We start from the raw sequence: 20970 nt of genomic DNA, 5'->3' as shown, positions 1-20970 counted from the left end.
GATATTAGTTATGAATAAAAGAAAGAATGTACTTGTTTCTATCGTTATGGCGACTTATAACAGAAGCCATTTGATTACTGAAACTTTAGAAGCAATTCAACAGCAGACATTTTCAAATTGGGAATGTCTTATTATTGATGATGGTAGTACCGATAATACACAGGAAATACTCTTAAAATATCTTTCCGAAGATAAGAGATTTCAGTACTTTGTGCGGACTGCAGCTCATAACAAAGGCTTACCTGGCTGTCGAAATTTCGGTTTAAACCTGGCCAAGGGTAATTATGTTGTTTTTTTCGATGATGACGATATTCCACATCCAAGGTTATTAGAGCTTACGATTAAAAATCTAGAAGAATCAGGAGCTGACTTTTGTAGGTATGGTCGCAAAGTATTTTCAGGGATATTTCAACCCGACTTTGATCATTCTAACAAATATGAAATAAAAAATTTCCCGGAAAATTTACCTGAATTAATGGTGACAGGTAAGATTCCATTTAATTCCTGTCAGGTATTATGGAAAAAATCTTGTTTTGACGAAATAAGATTTAATGAAAAACTCTTATTTGCTGAAGAATGGGAATGCTATAGCAGGATACTCCTGAAGAGTTATCACGGAATTAATCTTGATAAAGTGCTGTATTATGGGCGCAAACATTCCAATTCAAATACAGGGGAATTTCAGAAAAAAAATATTATTAGGATTGCCTCAAAAATAGAAGCGACAATTTTAGTTATGAATCATCTTGAAAAAGGCCAAAAAATCAACAACCAACTAAGAAAATTTTTTATTAGAATGGCCTTCGATTTGCGATCAGCCTGTGTTTTGGAGGAAATATTAAAATTAACAAATACGGGTTTAATTGAAAACGCTAAATACAAAATGGGATTTCAGTTTTATCCATTGTTACGTCCTTTATTAAAAATTAAAGGTAGATTAAAGTCGACTTAACTCTTCCAAAATACGTATACCAGACTTTCCATCCCAAAGTTCAGGAATTCCTCCCGTCTTCCATCTAGCCTCAAATAATTTATCTAAATATTCCGGGATGTTTTCTGAATCTGTACCAATTAACTCATTAGTGCCAATAGAAACAGTTTCAGGTCTTTCTGTACTATTACGTAAGGTTATACAGGGTATACCGAGAACCGTTGTTTCCTCGGTGATACCGCCAGAATCTGTAATCACCATTTTTGAATTCTTAACCAGATAGTTAAATTCCAGGTAGCTAAGTGGCGCAGTGAAAAAGACGTTTTTGAGAGATAACTTTTGAGAATTTAGAATTTTAGCGGTTCGAGGATGAACGGGAAAAATAATTGGTAAGCCTCTTGAATTATCTCCTATAATATGTAAGATCTTGACTAAATTTGAAACTTCATCCACATTATTTGGCCTGTGAAGGGTAAGAACTAAATATTGCGTATTTTTCAAGTTCAATGTGTCCCAAACTTCAGGTTTTTTGAAATCTGCTTCAAACCTGCGAAGTGTATCAATCATAGTATTACCAACAAAAAAAACCTGTTCTTTACTTTTACCTGTATTTAATAAAAAATCGGTTGCTTTTCTGGAAGTTGTAAAGAAATAGTCGCTAATGCTGTCTATTAATATTCGATTGATTTCTTCTGGCATTGATAAATCTCCAGAGCGTATACCAGCTTCTACATGAGCAACCTTAATATTTGATTTTTTAGCGGTAATTGCGCAAGCCATACTGGAATTGACATCTCCAACAACCAAACATAAATCGGGTCTTTTTTTAGATACCAGGTCTTCATATCCCGTCATGATAGAAGCGGTTTGCCGCGCCTGGGTACCACTACCGCTTTCTAGAGTGATATCTGGTAATGGAATGTTGAGATCTGAAAAAAAACTCCCACTCATATTGTGATCATAATGTTGACCGGTATGTATTAATCGATAATCAAATTTTTTATCAGAGTTTTTAATTGCATGTAGGATTGCTGCTATTTTAACAAAATTGGGTCTGGCACCGGCAATTAAATCTATTTTCATAAATGGTTTTTATGTAAAACTAATTGAAATTTAAAATAAGAAAAGTAATGGTTCTGTTTTAATTAGTATTTTAGTCAGCAAGTATCAACACTACCCAAATCCATCTTAATTTGAGTTTTCCAAATTCAAAAAAAATTTTAATTGTAGCAGAATCGATTGATATTGAAGATAGCAGTGGTACCAAAGGTAGGGTCGCTCTTATCAAAAACCTTGCTAAGATTGGTTACAATATAAAGGTTTACCATTATACCCGGAAAGAAATTCAAATTAAAGGGGTAGAGTGTTTTTCCATTAAAGAAAAGAGGAGAAGCGCTTTATTTTTATTTAGCCGTATCGAAAGATACTTCAGAAAGTTCTTCAAAATCTACTTAAATAAGTCGCTCGAAAAGATCTTTGGCTTTTCCTTTACCCTCTTTAATGATCGAAACAGTATAATTTCTGCACTTAAGAGTATTAAAGGGTTTGAACCGGATTTAGTTTTAACTCTGAGCAAAGGGGGAAGTTTCAGACCGCATCACGCTTTGCTGAATATGCCTGAATTTCACAATAAATGGGCTGCTTATATTCATGATCCATATCCTATGCATTTATATCCCAGGCCATATGCATGGGTAGAGCCAGGATATTATAAGAAATGGAAGTTTATGAAAAATATGTCCAGTGCTGCAGCTGTTTCAATTTTTCCAAGTAAACTTTTAATGGAATGGATGGGAAGTTATTTTGAAGAATTTCAATTAAAAGGTAGAGTTATACCACACCAGATCATTGAATCAGCTGTTGAGCCTGAAAATGAATTGCCAACATTCATAGATAAGAACCATTTCAATATTTTACATGCTGGAAATTTGCTTTGGGGTAGAGATCCTAAAGGCTTAATAAACGCTTTTTGTAAATTTTTAAATCTCTATCCTAATGCCAAAAGGGAAAGTAAATTATTATTCATTGGTCCTGAAAATCATTATTCTGAATATTTAAAAGATATATGTGATAAGAATTCTGAAATTTATGTAAGTAAAAATTCCTTGTCGTTTAGTCAAACTCAAAAACTCCAGCAATTAACTTCTGTAAACGTTATTCTGGAAGCAAAATCGGAGATAAGTCCTTTTTTGCCTGGAAAATTTCCTCATTGCGTAAAAGCAAATAAACCAATATTGTTGCTTGGACCATATTATAGTGAATGTAGAAGGTTGGTGGGGCAAAGTTATCCATATTGGGCAGAGATTGACCAGGAAGATAAAATCTTGGATTCTATTGTAAGTCTATATCATCAATGGAAAAATAGCTCAAAAGGATTGCAACTTTCTCGTCCAGACTTACATGAATACTTATCCTTAAGTTATTTGGAAAATACCATGAATCAAATTTTAAGTGATAAATGAAAATTTTGGTAGTATCTGTTTTCTCTAACCATATGTTTAACTGGATCTTACAGTTAAAAGGTTCCCATCATCAATTGCATTGGATCGATGTAAATGATGCAAATACCTACGTAAATCGAATTGATTTTGTGGGGCAAACGGTTAAGTGGAAGAGACGAGTGGAATATCCCGGGCGTTATTGGATCAAAAATCACTTTCCTGAAACTGATAAGATTATAGAAAAATATAACTCCAGAAATTTCCTGAAAATATTCGAAAAGAAACTGAAGGATTTTAAGCCTGATGTAGTTCAAAGTTTTGAAATGCATTCTGCCTGCGTTCCAGTTGTGGAAATCATGAAAAAGCATCCAAAAATCAGTTGGATCTATTCTGCATGGGGGAATGACGTTTTTTATTATCAGAAGGATCCAAAAAAAATAGAAGATATTCGTAAAGTATATGCGAGATTGGATTATATGTTTGCTGATTGTACCCGTGATCTTCTTCTTGCTGAAAAATATGGCTTTAATGCAGAGTATTTAGGTACATTTCCCGGTGGAGGCGGTTATGACCTAGAATATTCAGATAAATTTTTGCAAAATTTCAATGAACGTAAGATAATTCTCGTAAAAGGCTATGAGCATAAATTTGGAAGAGCAGAGAACATTATGCAGGCTATATTTGAAATTCAGGAACTTCTTGGTAATTATGAAATTGTGGTTTTTGCCGCCACAGATAAACTACGGGACTTTCTTAAAAAGCCGAAGTTCAAAAATATGATGAATCTTAAAATTCATGGCAAGATAGGTAGGGATGAAGTTCTGAAGTTAATGGGTAAATCCTTAATCTATGTAGGTAATAGCATTTCTGATGGAACACCTAATACCTTACTTGAAGCGATTATTATGGAATGCTTTCCTATACAGAGCGATCCAGGTGGTGCAACTGCAGAAACCATACAAAATGGGAAGAATGGTTTTTTAATCAAAGATCCTATGGATGTATCTGAAATAGCCAATCACCTTAGGCAGGCACTAGAGAAACCGGAAATGGTAAAAACCGGTATTACATATAATTCTAAACACATAAAGCCAAAATTAGATAGGCAATATCTAAAAGTTAAAGTTTTGGAAAAATATCAAAAAGTTGAAGATAATTTAAGATAAGCACGTGAAAATTTTAATGCTTTCCATGTTTTCCAATCATTTTTTTAACTGGACCGAACAGTTGAAGGATACAGATCATGAAATCTACTGGCTTGATGTATATGACTCAAATACAAAAGTTGAAAAACTGGATTTTGTACATCAGATCACCGGTTGGAGGTATAAGTACGATTATCCTGGAAGACATTTTTTAAAAAGCAAATTACCACGTCTGCATAAAGGTGTGAAAATTTTCAATGAAAGAAAATTATCCCACATTTTCGAAAAGGAATTAAAAAGGATAGCCCCGGATGTAGTTCAGAGTTTTGCCTTGCAACCGGCTGCATACCCCATCTTAGATGTGATGAAAAAATATCCGAAGATTAAATGGATTCTTTCAGCCTGGGGAAATGATTTGTACTACAGGCAGCAAACAGGGATTGACGATATTTTAAATATTAAACAAACACTTCCTGAAATAGATTTTTTATTTACTGATTGTAAAAGAGATATGCTTGTAGCTCGCAGTTTAGGATTTAAGGGAAAAGAACTAGGCGTTTTTCCGGGCGGCGGTGGCTATGATCTGGAATATTACGCTCAATTTAGAGTTCCTTTTAAAAATAGAAATATTATTTTGATTAAAGGCTATGAGAGCCATTTGGGTAGATGCAATAAAATTTTGGAAGCAGTTTGTTATTTGAAGAAGGAGCTTCAAAATTATGAACTAATTGTATTTGGTGGGAATAAACGAGTAGAAGAGTTCATTAAACAGAAACAATTGGATAATTGGGAGAATTTTAATTTTTTTGGTAAGATTCCAAATATTGAAGTTTTGAAATATATGGGGCGCTCCTTAATATATATTGGTAATAGTATTTCAGACGGGATGCCCAATACTTTGCTAGAGGCAATCGTTATGGGGGCTTTCCCCATCCAGTCTAATCCAGGAGATGCTACCAGAGAGATTATTAATCCTGAACAAAATGGTTTCTTGATAGACGATCCAGAAGATTCCAATAGAATTGCACGTTTGATTAAAAGAGCGATTGAATTACCCGAACTTAGACAGCAAGCCATAGCTTACAATGATAAGTTTATACGACCTACTCTTAATAGAAATCTAGTAGTAAACCAGGTAGTAAATAAATATAAATTTATTCAGGATAATTTAGAGAATTGATATGATCATCATAAATCAGCCTGTCTTGAGTTATGAAGGCGAAACCATAAAGCTTTCCTCGGAAATTGAAATTGCTAATCAAACCGAGAATCTCTGGTTTCAACTTCCCAGGGAGTTTGAAAAATATATTTCTTTAGAAAATTGTGACTCTTTTTTAGTTGGTATATTGCCTAAAGCCATGGAAATGGGGTATGATATAAGTATAAAATCTAAAATTTCTTCCAGACTTTACTATACTATCAATCATTACCTAATGCCAGCCTTAAAATTTGCAGACTCTAAATTCAAAACCATTAATATAAATCCGGATAAACTTTATGATGAGAATGTGAATACTGGGAATTCAGCTGGAATGGGACTTTCCTGTGGGGTAGATTCGTTTGCAACCTATTATGATCATATAAAGGATAATCCACCATTTAAGATCGAATATTTTACATTCGTAAACGCAGGCTCCTTAGGAGACTATGGAGGAGAAAATACCCGTAAATTATTCAAGCAGAAATTTAAGCAGGTAAGTAAATTTGCAAATAGTCAAAAAATTGAGCTCATCCCGATAGATTCAAATATCAGTGAAATCCTACGTATGAATTTTCAGCGTACGCATACCTTCAGAAACTTATCATGCATTCTTAACCTTCAAAAACTTTTCAGAAATTATTACTATGCCTCACCTCATCGTTTCGATCAGTTTGACATTAGTTCTAAGGATTCAGGAGATTATGATCTGCTGAATACTCAATATCTCTCCACACAATCCATTACTTTTTTCTCTTCAGCAGTTCATCTGAATAGGATTGAGCGTACCGAATTTATTTCGAATTATCCAGCAACCTATAAAAATCTTGATATCTGTACTAATTCGAGAAATTCCGGTAAATTCATTAATTGTTCGAAATGTGATAAATGTATGCGGACAGCTTTAACTCTTGAAATTTTAGGGAAGTTAAACTTATATAAGGAGGTGTTCGACCTGGATGTTTATAAATCGGAAAAAGTTAGATTTATTGGTAAGATCTTAAATGAAAAGGACAATGTTTTCTCAAGAGAATTAGCAATTTTATTGAAAAATTCTAAATATTGGTCGCCCTTGTTTAGGATTGCGTTGCTAGACGAAAAAATTGATAAATACAAAAAAGGCCTGAAAAAAATGCTTAAATCAAAGTGACCTAATTGCTTACACTTATTTTTACATACAGAAACAGAGATTTAGAAAGATTAAAAAGATCTTTAGACTCCCTCTGTATTCAAACTGATTCAGATTTTGAAGCTTATCTTATTGATTATGGTTCTGAAAGGGAAATTGCAGAAAAGGTAAAAGACTTTAGTAAAAGCTATAAGTTCCTAACCTATAAATACCATCCCTGCTTTTTACAACCGTGGAATAAAAGCAGAGCGATTAATTCAGTAGTAAAGGACTTAAATTCAGAATTTTGTTTCGTAGCAGATATTGATATGATCTTTCACCCTAGATTTATTGAATCTGCAAAAAAACTGCAATACTTAAACAAAACCGTTTATTTTCAGGTAGGATTTCTAAATCCTAAACAATCTTTTGATGGTTTTAATTTTCAAGACTTTAAGAAATATCGAAAAAGTACACAGGAGGCAACCGGTCTATCTATGTTTCCTGTTTCGGTTTTGAAAGAATTGAATGGATTTGATGAGTTCTATCATTTTTGGGGAGCCGAAGATAGTGATATGCATGTAAGGATTAGAAATGCAGGATATGAGGTGGAATTTTATGATCAGGAAATTTTGATGTTACATCAATGGCATGAGAGTTACAGATCTCAAAATGTATGTCATCTGGACAATCTTTTACAAATTTCAGGTATTGTAAGGATCAACTTGATGCATTATCGGTACGCAAAAAGGGAGAAAAAGACCAAGGTGAACGGAAAGAATTGGGGGAAGTGTATCACCGAAGAAGAATTCGAGCAACTGGAGAAATCTGAAGTGGACTTAAAATTAACCACAAAAAAAGAGGATGTTGATCATTTATTATATGGAATATTACCAGTAGCACTTGACAAAATTCTCAAATTTCAAGTAATTGAACAACGGCAAAAGGTTTTTTCTGGGATTAAATTAAAACAAGTTCTAAAAAGGGGAGGGCTAAAAGCAGAATTTTATACTTTAAAAGAGGTTAATGATAAATTGTTACTTCACCTAATTTCTTTTTACAGGGAAAACCCCTACAATTATAAAATTAAAAAAAAAACAAATTGTATTGAAGTAGCCATTAAACTAATGAATAAATCGTAAGGGAAAAAATGTTTATAATCTCTGAAATAGCTCAGGCTCATGATGGAAAAATTAAAGTAGCTCATGATTATATCGAAGCGTTGAGTAAGACTGGCGTAGACGCAGTAAAGTTTCAAGTACATTTGGCAGAAGCAGAAAGTAGTATTCATGAGCCTTTTAGGATTAGTGTGGATACTGATGATAAAACACGATATGACTATTGGAAGAGAATGGAATTTTCCATCGACGAATGGAGAGGATTAAAGCAACATTGTGATGAATTGAACCTGGAATTTATGGCCTCACCCTTTAGTAATGCTGCAGTCGATCTGCTAGAAAAAATTGGAGTTAAAAGATATAAGATTGGTTCTGGAGAGGTCAGTAATTTTTTAATGCTGAAAAGAATAATGGAAACCCAAAAACCAATAATTCTATCATCTGGTATGAGCAGTTTTGAAGAACTTGATAAGACTGTAAAATATTTAAAAAAGCACAATGCTAATTTTTCTATTTTACAGTGTACGACGGCTTATCCAACTCAACCCGTAAATTATGGATTAAATGTTATTCAGGAACTGAAAAGAAGATATGATGTAAAGGTTGGATTTTCAGACCATTCTGCAAAAATAGAAACCTGCATCGCTGCTGCTAGTCTGGGTGCTGAAATATTGGAATTTCATGTTGTCTTCGATAGAAATTCCAAAGGACCAGATGCCAGTTCCTCTTTGGAAATCTCAGAAGTAGAGCAATTAGTAGTTGCCTCAAAAAATATTGAACTTGCCTTAAAAAATCCGGTTAATAAGAATGACATAGCAAAATTTAAAGAACTCAAGAATATCTTCGAGAAATCTCTTTCAGTAAATAAAGATCTTAAAAAAGGAGATCAGCTTTATTTTGAAGATTTGGAAGCAAAGAAACCTAAAGGTTACGGGATAGATGCTTCGAAGTTTGAAAAAGTTATTGGGAAAAAATTGAAAAGAGATATTGAAAAATGGGGGTTTTTGAACGAATCTGATCTAGAGCCAAAATAAATATGCCGAGAAATCCACGAATTAAGGTGTATTTTAATTCAACACTGCACCATTTTAGTCAATTAATTGCTGGTCTGGAATATTTGAGTCAAATCAAAGAAATTGATCTGGAGTACTTTTTAGATTTAGGCTGTTATCCATTTGATATATTTAGAATTGAATATAATGGTCTTAGGGTATTTGTGGACATGGCCGATAATAGTAGGATTTATGAGTCTCTGTATAACGAATCTGATTTTTATATAAAAAGAATGTTGCTAAAATCTGATTATCAGGAAAGGAGGAAGCTTATTCCATATGGATTTTATTATCCTGTTTATTATCATAATTCCTACTTAAAATGGCTCTTTTTAAAAAATAAAAAATTTGCCAGATACTCAGTTAAATATTGGAAATTAATGTCTGAAATTCTTAATATTAAAGACAGCATAGCCGTCAATGAGATTTCGGAATTAGAATCTAAACCTTCAGATTCAAGAACAATAATTTTTAGGGCCAGGTTATGGAATCCTGAAAATAATAATGAAGAATGGAAGAAAAGGGAGAGAATGGTTTTGAATAGTGAGCGAATAGAGGTCAATAGAATTTTAAAAACCGAATTTAATTCCGATTTTATAGGAGGAATTTTGAAAGATAAATTTTCTGAAGAAAATTGTCCTGATCTGATTCTCCCGCAAATAGAATATCATCGTAAATCTTACATCAAAGCATTGAAAAAATCTTCGATTGGAATTGTTAATCAGGGTTTAGAGGATAGTATTGGAGCTAAGCTTGGAGAATACCTGGCGAATGGTCTCGCAGTGATTACCTCACCTATTCATAAATTTCAGTTACATGGTGATTTTAGGGAAAATCAAAACTATTTGAGTTATAGTAGTGTAGAACAATGTATCGAGATTGTAAAGCATCTTCATAAAGACGATAATTTTAGGAAAAATATTCAGAATAATAATTTTAAATATTACCATCAATATCTCCAACCGGGCAAAAAAATGAAACATATTTTTGCTTTGATAGAAAATTCTATAAACTGCTAAGATTATGTTGATCTTGATTCATGAAAAGGGGAGGACGGTTGAAAAAATTCTTTTAGATGGTCAAAGGATAGATGTTGAATCTGCCAATTTGGTGGATCAATTCTGGTATTTGACAAAAAAATACGCGCTTCATACCATTATATGGGTTGAAAAAAAATATGAGAATTACCTTAATATAAAGGATTTAGGTAGTATTTTTTCTCAAAATAATCTCATGCTATCATACGCAATTGAGAGTCAATTTTTACCAGACTCTATTGGTTACATAGATCAAATGCCATTTGTTAACCCAAATTACAATATTAAATATCCTAGCTGGCGAATGAGTACTGATGTTGGTGGAATTAAAGGTGAAACAGCCCAAAAATTTTTTCCAATTTTTAAAAGAATCAATGATTTTGGTTATCTTCTTAATTCAATTGCTAAAATTGGTCAACAGAATTCTATATTTTGTTATTCTCAACCAAATCTTTTACATAAAAGGGCAAGTTTGAATTTTCGAACTTTTGATGCCTCGATTTCTGACTTTTTTAAGTTCGTTTTTCAATTTTACAAAACAGAATGGCTGTTTGTCCTTTTATTTTGTTATATGAAATACGAAAGAAGGTTTCCTTTAATTTCTTTTTTGAAGGCGTTTTTTAATACAAAGTATTTTGAGAAAACTGAGGGAGTAGATTTAAGTGATTTATTAAATAATAAAATAAGTGAGCTGGATCAAGAGGCTTCATTGGATGTCATCATACCTACATTAAAACGACCTGATTATATAGAACAAACGCTAAAAGATCTCGCGTCCCAAAGTTTTTTGCCTAAAAAAGTGATAGTGATTGAGCAAGATCCAGACCCTTATGGTGTTTCTCAATTATTAAAGGTTACTCAGCAAAAATGGCCTTTTCTAATAGAGCATAGGTTTATCCATAAGGTAGGAGCATGTAGAGCAAGAAATATGGCATTAGAACTTGTTAGTGCTAAATGGATTTTTTTTGCTGATGACGATATTCGACTTTCTGAAAACTTTCTAAAATTTGCTATGTGCGAAATCCATAGATTGGCGATAAAATCACTTAATGTGAATTGCCTTGAAGAAGGATGCTCTACCGTTTTTCCTAAGATCAAGCAATGGGGGGCATTTGCTTCTGGTAGTTCTATAGTCGCTGCGGAGTATGCGAAAAAATGTGTTTTTCGTACTGAGTTTGAATTTGGATTTGGAGAGGATACTGATTATGGTTTGCAATTAAGAAATAATGGTCTAGATATTATTTATCATCCCAAGGTCTATATAACGCATTTAAAAGCTCCACGTGGCGGATTTCGAGAGCCAATTAAAAAGCCATGGGAGGTTGGGAATATTTTACCTAAACCATCTCCCACTATGATGCTATTAGTGAATTCTCATTTTAGTGAATTTATGAAGAAAGGATATAAAATTGCGCTTTTTATAAAATATTACCGCAGACAAACAATTAAAAACCCTTTTGTATATATTCATGTTATGAAGAAAAGGTGGCAGATAAGCGAGATCTGGTCTAGACAGATTGATTCACAAACAAGTTTATTCGATGAAATTTAGTTTGATTATTTGCACCTATATGAGACCTGGGTCTATACTTAGACTTTTAAATTCTGTGAAATCCCAAGATGTTTATCCAAATGAAATTTTGGTAATAGACGGTTCAATAGATAACAATACTGAAAACTTATTAAAAGCGAGAAAAATTTTAAATCTAAAGTATTATAAAGTTGAAAATGAACAGCGAGGTCTAACTAAACAACGAAATATTGGTGTAGAATTAGTTAATAAACAAAATGAAATTATTTGTTTTTTGGATGATGATATTGTTTTGAAGCCAAATTATTTTAAACAAATAATTTCAACATTTAATCAGTTTCCAGATGCAATTGGAGTAGGAGGAGCAATTATAAATGAGGCTGTTTGGAAAGAACTGGATGAAAATAAAAGCAAAGATTTTAAATATTATTACCGGGACGGTTATTATAGAGATCTTGGAGCCAGAAATGTTTTAAGAAAAATATTTGGTTTGTTGAGTTGTAAACCTCCAGGGATTATGCCTAAATATTCAAATGGTTTTTCAATTGGTTTTTATCCGCCAAATGGGAAAACTCATCAAGTAGAGTATTTTATGGGTGGTGTTTCAGGTTATAAAAGAAGTCTTTTTGAAAAGATAAGTTTCTCTGAATATTTTGATGGTTATGGTTTATATGAAGATATGGAGTTCTGTCTTCGCGCATCTCGGATTGGTAAATTGTTATTGAATACGGGGGCACAATGTTTTCACCTACATGATAAAGCAGGTAGACCAGATTATTTTAAATACGGAAAGATGGTTGTAGAGAACGGCTGGATCGTTTGGAAATTAAAATATCCTAATCCGGATATAAAATCTATTTTAAAATGGAATGCTATTGTTATACTATTAAGCTTAATCAGGATTAAAAATGGCATAATTAACCGAGAAAAAGGGGCTTTAAGGGATGCTTTTGGACGTTTCTTTGCCTGGATAAAGTTACCTTTCAAAAAACCAGATTATTTCTATCAAAAACGAAAATCTGAAGTTACTTTACCATCATGAAATTTTTGATGACCACTAAAAAACTATATCGATCTCATTTGGCAAATTTACCATTTGATTTAGAAAATAAAACTTTTGGTAAATTTCAATGTTTAATTGAGAATTCTTCAGAAATAATAAATCATGACGATTTTTTTTGCTTTACTGAAGGATATATGCGGGATTTCAATTTGCCTCCAGAAAACATTTCTAAACATATTTTTAGCTGTGCAAATCAAATAATAAAAGACTGGCCATTACCAAATTGTATAACTGGATCTTTTTCGGCTATAATTGGTCAAAGTGAAAAAAATGAAGTTATTATTTGCAATGACTTAATTGGTGTCTATCCTGTTTATTATTTGTTTATAGATGATGAAGTTTATATTTCTAACAGCCTGATCTTAATGGCGATAATTTCCAATTGTGATTTTGATGATGTGGGAATTATCCAAAGAGGTATTGGTCCTGAATATTCTAATTTTGGTTCTAGAACCATATTAAAGGGCTGCAAAAGGCTGTTACCGGGTGAATATATAAAGATTAAAGACAAAAAGATTGTTGCCAGGAAATTCGATAATTCACTTTACCAGAATATTTCAACATCAAATAAATCTCAAGACTTGCATCATGATTATTGGATACAATATCAGAAGGAAGTGGAATATGCATTAATTGATTTTGATGAAGTGAATATAGCCTTAAGTGGAGGATTGGATAGCCGACTGCTACTAGGTGCTATTCCAAACTTTAAAAAGACTAAATGCCTTACCTACGGTGAAGACGACTATTATGAAACAAAAGTGGCTAAGAAATTAGCAGGGAAAGCAAAATCTAGCTTTGAAAATCACTCACAAATAGATCTTTATTTTCCTCCTCCAGAAATATTGAAAAATTATCATCTAAAAACAGAGGCTGTTCTAGTCTGTTCTTGGTTGGAAATACTTGAAAACATCCAAATAAAAACGAGGAAACCTATTCTTTTAGGCGATATGACCGAAGCACTTTCTGGAAGAAATATTAAAGCCTACTCTGGAAGAAATTTCAGACAGAAGAATTTTTTTAAATATCATTTTTTTGGAAGTGATTATTTATTTGAAAATGCCAATAAGGTTAATTTCCAGGATTGGAAAAGAAGAACTACAGCCCATTATGACAGATGGTATACTGATAAAAGAACAGGTAAATTTCAGTTAAGTCTTAAAAAAGAACAATTTATTAATGGGATTCATCATGATCTAAATGAAATTTTTTCAAGGATAGAGTCTCATAACCTTCCTTATACAGAATTATATGATGAGCTTTTTATGTGGTATACACATTCTAGAATCCCCATGGGAAAACAAATTTTATTATGTAATTCAGATTTCTTTTCCTATTGTCCTCCAATGTCTATACAGCTCCTTAGACGAACAAGTAACATTCATCCAAATCTCAGGTTAGGGAATAGATTTTTAAATAAATTATTTAAGTTAAAGGGCCTGAAAAATCTAAATACTATTCCAACCAGTCAGGCGCCAATTATACCTCAAAACTTTCCGCGACTTTTAAAAATGCCGGTCTGGGGTATTCGTTCAAAGATTGACCATTATCTAATTAAGCGGCTGGTTAGAAGTAAAGATCTAAATAAGAGGTATCGATTATTCAAATCTTTGAACTGGCCTTTAATTTATCAACATCCTGAGCTGGAAAATTATTTAAATTCCTATTTTCATCCAAATCATCTTGGAAAAGGGCAGTTTGAACATATAAAAGAAAGAACAATGCAAAGGAAAGAATTGGTTCAGTGGCCTTTTGGTAATACAGAAATTATAGCAAACGCAAGTTTAAATTTGGAAATTGAAACAATAGAAAAATATCGTTTTCCCAATTAGTTTGAAATTTTCAAATATTAATTAGATTAATTTGTGTTTATTGGATATAGTAATCCAGAAAGGACTAATATCTTAAGAATTAATTTTCAAAATTTAACGTGAAAGACGCTCAGGACTTAATAAAGATTAATGAAAGGCAAAAGGAATTCTATAATTCCAAGAAGAAAAATCGAGTCACCAAACTATGGTATGGTCTTCGAAACGGAATTTTACAGGATGCCAAAAAGAGACTTAGCTTAGAAAAGCAAATTAAAGAATTGCATATTACATGGTTTGGAGATTTATCAAATAAAAAAGTCCTTGATTTGGGGTGCTACGCTGGAAATTCCCTTTCTGTTCATTTAGCAATGAACTCAAAGGAATATATAGCTATAGATCTTAGCGAATTGGGTATTTCTAAATTAAGTAAAAAATTGGATGATATTCCGAATGCGAGGGCTTATGTAATGGATTTCTTTTCTGATGATTTTAAAGAGGACGGATTTGATCTTATTTATGCTTTTGGGGTTCTGCACCATTTTCAAGATACTGAATTACTTATCAACCGGTTAAAACAAAAACTAAATCAAAACGGTGAAATTATATCTTATGATCCTTTAAAGACTAGCTTTCCTGTGAAATTGGCCCGGTACCTTTACAGGCCATTCCAGACTGATAAGGATTGGGAGTGGCCATTTTCAAAAAAAACATATCGTATCTATGAAAGAGAATTTCAGATTCTTGATAGAAGAGCGATGTTAGGAAGAACTAAGTATTTCTTTTTTTTAAATCTACTTCCTTTATCGGCTAAAAGGCGAAGTAATATTCTTAAAAAATGGCATATTTTAGATTGGCAAAGATCTAAAGTAGAGGACAAAAAAATGTTTGATTGTATGCATTTAACTTTATTTATGCAAAAGATTTGATAATCATAGGTTTATTATAAAGCCTAAGTATTTTTGGTTTTTGTTTAAATAAAGTATATCAAAATCTTTCTTCATTAATAGAATTGAAAAAAAATGACTAATAACTTTGCCATTTTTACCCATGTTGAACATTATTGCCATAACAACAAATATTTTGCTTATGAACCTTATGTAAGGGAAATGAACTTGTGGATAAAATATACCAAGAGGGTTAGTATTGTTGCTCCATTGGCAGCACAAAACAAATCCAGTAATATTGCATATGATACTTCAAATGTCCGATTAAACAATATTCCTTCCATAAAATTTAATACAATTTCTTCAATACTTAGAAGTATAATTTATTTACCATTAATTATTTGGAAAATCTTCTTAACGATGAGGAAAGCAGATCATATCCATATCCGGTGTCCCGGAAATATTGGTTTAATTGCAGTATTTATTCAATTATTTTTTCCGGATAAAAGTAAAACTGTTAAATACGCCGGGAACTGGGATCCTAAGTCAAAGCAGCCTTGGACCTACAACCTTCAAAAGAAGATTCTAAGTAATACATTACTGACTAAAAATATTAAAGTTCTGGTTTATGGAAATTGGCCAGGCCAGTCTAAAAATATAATTCCTTTTTTTACGGCTAGTTTTAATAAAAAGGAGATTCAATCAATTCAGAAATCAATTGAAGAACCTATACGATTTTTATTCGTAGGAACATTTTCGAAGGGTAAACAGCCAATAGAGGCCATTAAAATTTGTGAAATGTTAAATAAAAATGGTTTGGCCCTGAATTTAAGAATGTTTGGAGAAGGAGATTGTTTTAAGGAAATTATAGAATATAAAAAAGTTAGTGAATTATCAGATTTTATAAGTGTGAATAGCTTTATTCCCTTAAAAGAATTAGTAGTAGAATTCAAGAAGGCGCATTTTTTAGTTTTGCTTTCAAAATCAGAGGGTTGGCCAAAGGTCGTTGCCGAGGCTATGTTTTATGGTTGTATACCTATTGTATCTCCGGTTTCTTGTATTCCTTGGATGTTAGGAATGGGAACACGGGGCATTATTTTAGATGAACCAATTAAAAATAATTTAGATAAAATTACAGCACTAGTTGAAAATAAAACCAAATACGAAAAAATAAGTAGGGAAGCTCAAACCTGGTCGCATAAGTATACTATAGATAAATTTGAAGCTGAAATAAAAAAGTTTCTATGAAAATACTTCAACTTATCGATACTTTAAATCCGGGCGGAGCGGAAAGAATGGCATTGAATTATTTTTTAAGTCTTAAAAATTATAAAATTACTTCATTTTTGGTCGTAACCAGAAAAAAAGGTATTCTTTCAGAACAGTTAGAGGATGATTCGGATTTTCATTTTTTAAATAAAAGAAGCAGGTTTGATTTCAAAGCCTTAAACTCCTTGAGAAATATAATAAAAAAGGAAAGAGTAGATGTCGTACATGCACATGGCAGTTCTTGGTTCTTTGCTGTATTATGTAAGTTAAGCGGATGTAAATTTAAGTTAATCTGGCATGATCATTATGGTAATAGTGAGTTTGTAAATAAAAGAAATAAGCAGCCTCTTAAATTTTTTTCCCGACATTTTGATGGAATCATTACGGTTAATAGAAATCTAGAAAAGTGGTCTGTACAGAAATTAGAATTTAATAAAAGGATTATATTTCTTCCTAATTTCATTATTACAGGTAGTGGTCCAATTGAAAAATTAAAAGGGGACTTCGAATTTAATTTAGTCTGCACCTCCAATTTTAGACCACAAAAAAATCATTTGCTACTTCTGAAGGCATTTAGTATGTTAAATAGTAAATTTTCTGTTGCTTTACATTTATTTGGAGTGAATTTTCAGGATGATTATTCTAATGCAATAATTAAGGAAATAGAAGCGATGGAAGGTGTTTATTATTATGGTCAAGTTAATAATATTTCACGATTTTTACGTTCAGCCGATATAGGAATTCTTTTCTCCAACTCTGAAGGTCTACCCCTGGCTTTATTAGAATATGCATCAGAGAAATTAGCAGTAGTTTGCACAGATGTTGGACATTGTAAAGAAATCGTAGGAGATTATGCAAAGTTAGTTTCACCTAATCAACCTTCACTTTTAGCTGATAGTATTGAAGAATATCTTAATGATGATGGATTAAGAAAAACTGAAGCAAAGAAATTACATCTAAGGATTAAAGAATTATATTCCGAAAAAACTATAGTTGATGAATATTTAAGTTTTCTGAAAAAGGTTTGAAAGATTTCAATTACATTAATCATAAGTTTTATATAAGACTCTTATTACTTCATTTAATTTATGGATTGGTAATCTATTTGTTACCTTTTCTATCAAAGTTAATATCGATTTTGATTATAGGGTCTTTTATCTTTGTAATTATAGATCGTAAGAATAGAGGTAATGAGGCATTAATGGCAGCCGCATATATTGCTGGGGCTGAGGTTTTTTTTAGACAAACAGGTGCATTGGTTTTTTACGAAACAGGTAAGTATGCAGTGATTATTTTTTTGGTTATAGGTATGTTTTTTAAAGGTGCTAGTTCTAAAACTGTACCATATTGGCTTTACCTTTTAATTCTATTTCCTGGGGTGCTAATTGCATCAATGAATTTCGGTTACGACGCAGAAGTAAGGAAATTAATAGCTTTTAATCTTGCTGGTCCAGTGTGCTTAGGTATTTCAGCGCTTTATTGTTATTACAAAAAAATTAAAAAAGAGGATTTCCAAAGAGTATTGTTAATGCTTCTAATGCCACTAATAGCTCAAGCAGTATATTTATATTTTTATACACCAAGTATGGATCAAGTGAGAATAGGTTTATCTGGAAATTATGCTGCCACAGGAGGATATGGTCCCAATCAGATATCAACTGTATTTGGAATGGGGTGTTTTTTACTAGCAACTAGATTATTTACTATCAGAAATAAATTTATTAATGTTATTGATCTAATTTTATTACTCTTTGTTGGCTATAGAGCGATAATTACTTTTTCAAGGGGTGGGATATTTACTGCTTTGATTTGTATCATTTGTTTTTTGATATTTTTCTATTATAAACAAGATGCAAATAAACAAGAAGGCACTAACCTACGCATTTTTCTAGTCTCACTGGCGGCAGTAACAGTTTGGTTTATTTCATCAATCGAAACTGGCGGATTAATAGTGAATCGATATACTAATAAAAATGCAGCAGGTCAATTAAAAGAAGATATTACAACAGGAAGGGCGGAACTTATTGAAACCGAATTAACCGCATTCTACAAGCACCCTTTATTGGGAATAGGCGTAGGAAAAGGTATAGAGTATCGGGAAGAAAACCTAGGTATAAGAATAGCTAGCCATAATGAAATTAGTAGGCTTTTAGCGGAACATGGAGTTTTAGGTATTTTTGCTTTATGTATTCTTATATTCGTACCCGTTATATTTTGGTTTAAATTTCAGAATAATTATTATTTCCTCGCCTTCGTAGCTTTTTGGTTTTTGACGATTAATCACTCAGCGATGAGGATAGCTCTACCAGCATTTGTATACGGACTTGCATTATTATATATAGTTGATGAAAAAAAGAATCCTATACATAGGAAACGACTTGCAGGTCAATAGTTTTACGGTTACCTATATTTCTTTCTTCAGTAAAATGTTGCGGAAAGAGGGCTATAAAGTCAAAACAGCCTCCACCCGAAATAACAAGGCTCTACGTCTTGCCGAGATGATTGGTCTTATAGCCAGATTTAAAGATTCTACTGACGTTGTTCTTATAGATACCTACGGAGCTATGAATTTTTATTATGCCTACCTGGTTGGGAAGACCTGTAAATTGTTCGATCTTGAATATATTCCGATCCTTCATGGAGGAAATCTTCCGGAAAGACTTGAAAATTCGCGAAAATTAAGTAAAAGTCTATTCGGGAATGCAAAAGTCAATATAGCACCATCACATTTCTTACATGATATTTTTCAAAAACACGGATTCAATAATACTGAGATCATTCCAAATGCAATAAAATCTGATAACTACCCTTTTAAAAAGCGTTCATCTTTCAGACCGAAACTTTTGTGGGTTAGACGTTTTCAGAAAAGATATAATCCCTTCATGGCTTTAAAGGTTTTACGAATTTTAAAGCAATCCTATCCTGATGCCAGTTTATGTATGGTTGGGCCGGAAAAAGATGGCACCATGGCAAGCTGTAAAAAATTAGCTGAAAAATATGATTTGGAGGTTCGCTTTACCGGGAAATTGAGAAAAAAACACTGGGCGGAATTATCCCGTAATTATGATTTCTTCATTAATACAACCTCGGTAGATAACACCCCGATAAGCGTGATCGAAGCGATGAGTCTTGGCCTTGCTATTGTTAGTACCGATGTTGGTGGTATGCCAATGTTAATCGAGAATGGCCATGACGGCATTCTAGTTCCTGAAGATGATGAGAAAATCATGGCCAATGAGATCATTAAAATTATTGAGGATCCTGAAAAAGGAGAAAAAATATGTTTGAATGCCAGAGATAAGGTGGATCAATTCGATTGGGATCTGGTCAAAGAACAATGGAATAGAGTTCTTAATTAATGAAGCGAATTCTCTATATAGGTAATAAACTTGAAAAACATGGAGCAGCTCCAACTAGCGTTGATACCCTTCCTGATTTACTGGAAAAAGAAGGGTTAAATTTTAAAACTGTTTCTTCCTTCAGGAATAAGCCTTTAAGATTAATCCATATGCTTTGGAGTGTTCTTAAGAACCTTAATATGAAGGAACTTGTACTTATAGACACTTATAGTACCACAAATTTCTGGTATGCTGTGTTGTGTGGAAAAGTCTGTCTTCAATTAAATGTTCCCTATATTTTTATTCTTCATGGCGGCAACCTGAAAAAAAGATTCGACGAATCATCTAATTCTATATTAAATGTTTTCCGCAAAGCTGACCATTGCGTGGTTCCATCTAGTTTTCTTATGGATCAACTTTCAGAATACTCTTTTAAGAACCTCAGGTTTATTCCAAATTCCATAGATCTTTCGTTTTACGATTTTAAGACAAGGAAAGATTTAGCTCCTAAAATTTTATGGGTGCGAGCATTAGATGAAGTTTATAATCCTTTGCTTGCTATTAAAGTTTTAGAGCATTTATTAGAGAATTATCCTAAGACGGAATTATGCATGGTAGGACCTGAAAAGGATGGTAGCCGGAAGAAGATCAAAAAAATAGTAGAAGAAAAAAAGTTACCGGTAAAATTGCCGGGTAAGCTTTCTAAAGAGGAGTGGATACGTTTATCTCGAGAGTATGATGTTTTTATTAATACTACCACTATAGACAATACTCCAGTTAGCGTCATTGAAGCAATGGCCTTAGGATTACCCGTAGTTTCTACCAATGTTGGGGGAATTCCTTACCTGATCGAAGACGGAGAGAACGGACTTCTGGTTGGATCGAATGATCCTGAATCTATGGCCAAAGCCATTGAATCTCTGATAGAAGATCCGGAATTGGCGAATAAATTAAGCCGTAAGGGAAGAGAGAAGGTGGAATCCTTCGATTGGGAAAGGGTTAAGTCACTTTGGCTAGATTTGCTTGCTTAAAAATTATATATTT

18 protein-coding genes are annotated in these 20970 nt (G+C 32.7%); 17 read left to right on the top strand and 1 reads right to left on the bottom strand.

Going from position 1 to position 20970, the window contains the following annotated elements; genetic code table 11:
• Positions 1 to 10: 10 nt before the first annotated feature.
• Entirely contained in the window at positions 11 to 952 is a 942-nt protein-coding gene (locus C8P64_RS00200) for a glycosyltransferase family 2 protein (RefSeq protein ID WP_108170051.1), read from the top strand.
• On the opposite strand, the gene wecB is transcribed toward C8P64_RS00200, so the two are convergent.
• Entirely contained in the window at positions 938 to 2014 is a 1077-nt protein-coding gene (wecB, locus tag C8P64_RS00195) for a non-hydrolyzing UDP-N-acetylglucosamine 2-epimerase (protein ID WP_108170050.1), read from the bottom strand. The genes C8P64_RS00200 and wecB overlap by 15 nt on opposite strands.
• Positions 2015 to 2124: 110 nt before the next feature.
• Between wecB and C8P64_RS00190 the strand changes: the two genes are divergently transcribed.
• The 16 genes from C8P64_RS00190 to C8P64_RS00115 all read left to right on the top strand — a co-directional run bounded on the left by C8P64_RS00190 (position 2125) and on the right by C8P64_RS00115 (position 20957).
• Positions 2125 to 3393: a glycosyltransferase family protein gene (locus C8P64_RS00190; protein WP_108170049.1), complete on the top strand. Its 1269-nt coding sequence runs from the start codon at positions 2125 to 2127 to the stop codon at positions 3391 to 3393.
• Positions 3390 to 4538, top strand: a complete 1149-nt coding sequence (locus C8P64_RS00185; RefSeq protein ID WP_108170048.1) for a glycosyltransferase — start codon at positions 3390 to 3392, stop codon at positions 4536 to 4538. The genes C8P64_RS00190 and C8P64_RS00185 overlap by 4 nt, the downstream gene beginning before the upstream one ends.
• A 61-nt stretch (positions 4539 to 4599) precedes the next feature.
• On the top strand, positions 4600 to 5697 hold the full coding sequence (locus tag C8P64_RS00180) for a glycosyltransferase (RefSeq protein ID WP_245889632.1): 1098 nt from the start codon (positions 4600 to 4602) through the stop codon (positions 5695 to 5697).
• A 1-nt stretch (position 5698) separates the two neighbouring features.
• Positions 5699 to 6865, top strand: a complete 1167-nt coding sequence (locus C8P64_RS00175; protein ID WP_108170046.1) for a hypothetical protein — start codon at positions 5699 to 5701, stop codon at positions 6863 to 6865.
• A 5-nt stretch (positions 6866 to 6870) separates the two neighbouring features.
• Positions 6871 to 7965 (top strand): glycosyltransferase family 2 protein, encoded by a 1095-nt coding sequence (locus tag C8P64_RS00170; protein ID WP_108170045.1) that lies wholly within the window; start codon positions 6871 to 6873, stop codon positions 7963 to 7965.
• Between the two features lie 8 nt (positions 7966 to 7973).
• Complete coding sequence (locus C8P64_RS00165) at positions 7974 to 8975, top strand: N-acetylneuraminate synthase family protein (RefSeq protein ID WP_108170044.1); 1002 nt, start codon at positions 7974 to 7976, stop codon at positions 8973 to 8975.
• Between the two features lie 2 nt (positions 8976 to 8977).
• Positions 8978 to 10012, top strand: a complete 1035-nt coding sequence (locus C8P64_RS00160) for a glycosyltransferase (RefSeq protein WP_108170043.1) — start codon at positions 8978 to 8980, stop codon at positions 10010 to 10012.
• A 4-nt stretch (positions 10013 to 10016) separates the two neighbouring features.
• Complete coding sequence (locus tag C8P64_RS00155) at positions 10017 to 11582, top strand: glycosyltransferase family 2 protein (protein WP_108170042.1); 1566 nt, start codon at positions 10017 to 10019, stop codon at positions 11580 to 11582.
• Positions 11572 to 12603: a glycosyltransferase family 2 protein gene (locus C8P64_RS00150; RefSeq protein ID WP_108170041.1), complete on the top strand. Its 1032-nt coding sequence runs from the start codon at positions 11572 to 11574 to the stop codon at positions 12601 to 12603. The genes C8P64_RS00155 and C8P64_RS00150 overlap by 11 nt, the downstream gene beginning before the upstream one ends.
• A gap of 38 nt (positions 12604 to 12641) precedes the next feature.
• Entirely contained in the window at positions 12642 to 14456 is a 1815-nt protein-coding gene (locus C8P64_RS00145) for an asparagine synthetase B family protein (RefSeq protein ID WP_146167157.1), read from the top strand.
• Between the two features lie 98 nt (positions 14457 to 14554).
• Positions 14555 to 15361 carry a class I SAM-dependent methyltransferase gene (locus tag C8P64_RS00140; protein WP_108170039.1) on the top strand — a complete coding sequence of 269 codons (807 nt, stop codon included), beginning with the start codon at positions 14555 to 14557 and terminating at the stop codon, positions 15359 to 15361.
• A gap of 93 nt (positions 15362 to 15454) precedes the next feature.
• A complete protein-coding gene (locus C8P64_RS00135) occupies positions 15455 to 16567 on the top strand; it encodes a glycosyltransferase family 4 protein (protein ID WP_108170038.1) in 1113 nt (370 codons plus the stop codon).
• Entirely contained in the window at positions 16564 to 17616 is a 1053-nt protein-coding gene (locus C8P64_RS00130) for a glycosyltransferase (protein ID WP_108170037.1), read from the top strand. Before C8P64_RS00135 ends, C8P64_RS00130 begins: the two co-directional genes overlap by 4 nt.
• A gap of 110 nt (positions 17617 to 17726) precedes the next feature.
• Positions 17727 to 18980, top strand: a complete 1254-nt coding sequence (locus tag C8P64_RS00125; RefSeq protein ID WP_245889631.1) for an O-antigen ligase family protein — start codon at positions 17727 to 17729, stop codon at positions 18978 to 18980.
• Positions 18934 to 19947, top strand: a complete 1014-nt coding sequence (locus C8P64_RS00120; RefSeq protein WP_108170035.1) for a glycosyltransferase family 4 protein — start codon at positions 18934 to 18936, stop codon at positions 19945 to 19947. Before C8P64_RS00125 ends, C8P64_RS00120 begins: the two co-directional genes overlap by 47 nt.
• Positions 19947 to 20957, top strand: a complete 1011-nt coding sequence (locus C8P64_RS00115) for a glycosyltransferase family 4 protein (RefSeq protein ID WP_108170034.1) — start codon at positions 19947 to 19949, stop codon at positions 20955 to 20957. The genes C8P64_RS00120 and C8P64_RS00115 overlap by 1 nt, the downstream gene beginning before the upstream one ends.
• Positions 20958 to 20970: the final 13 nt, after the last annotated feature.

It is taken from the genome of Christiangramia gaetbulicola (assembly GCF_003054225.1).
Classification (GTDB): Bacteria; Bacteroidota; Bacteroidia; order Flavobacteriales; family Flavobacteriaceae; genus Christiangramia; species Christiangramia gaetbulicola.
The sequence above is the reverse complement of the archived record's forward strand: the minus strand, read 5'-3'. Positions and strand labels throughout refer to the sequence as shown.

Bases quoted from the DNA above. Each gene is read 5' to 3' on its own strand.
- C8P64_RS00135 (WP_108170038.1), top strand. From the start codon at position 15,455: ATGACTAATAACTTTGCCATTTTTACCCATGTTGAACATTATTGCCAT.
- C8P64_RS00175 (WP_108170046.1), top strand. From the start codon at position 5,699: ATGATCATCATAAATCAGCCTGTCTTGAGTTATGAAGGCGAAACCATA.
- C8P64_RS00160 (WP_108170043.1), top strand. From the start codon at position 8,978: ATGCCGAGAAATCCACGAATTAAGGTGTATTTTAATTCAACACTGCAC.
- C8P64_RS00185 (WP_108170048.1), top strand. From the start codon at position 3,390: ATGAAAATTTTGGTAGTATCTGTTTTCTCTAACCATATGTTTAACTGG.
- C8P64_RS00200 (WP_108170051.1), top strand. From the start codon at position 11: ATGAATAAAAGAAAGAATGTACTTGTTTCTATCGTTATGGCGACTTAT.
- C8P64_RS00165 (WP_108170044.1), top strand. From the start codon at position 7,974: ATGTTTATAATCTCTGAAATAGCTCAGGCTCATGATGGAAAAATTAAA.
- C8P64_RS00150 (WP_108170041.1), top strand. From the start codon at position 11,572: ATGAAATTTAGTTTGATTATTTGCACCTATATGAGACCTGGGTCTATA.
- C8P64_RS00130 (WP_108170037.1), top strand. From the start codon at position 16,564: ATGAAAATACTTCAACTTATCGATACTTTAAATCCGGGCGGAGCGGAA.
- C8P64_RS00115 (WP_108170034.1), top strand. From the start codon at position 19,947: ATGAAGCGAATTCTCTATATAGGTAATAAACTTGAAAAACATGGAGCA.
- C8P64_RS00155 (WP_108170042.1), top strand. From the start codon at position 10,017: ATGTTGATCTTGATTCATGAAAAGGGGAGGACGGTTGAAAAAATTCTT.
- C8P64_RS00120 (WP_108170035.1), top strand. From the start codon at position 18,934: ATGAAAAAAAGAATCCTATACATAGGAAACGACTTGCAGGTCAATAGT.
- wecB (WP_108170050.1), bottom strand. From the start codon at position 2,014: ATGAAAATAGATTTAATTGCCGGTGCCAGACCCAATTTTGTTAAAATA.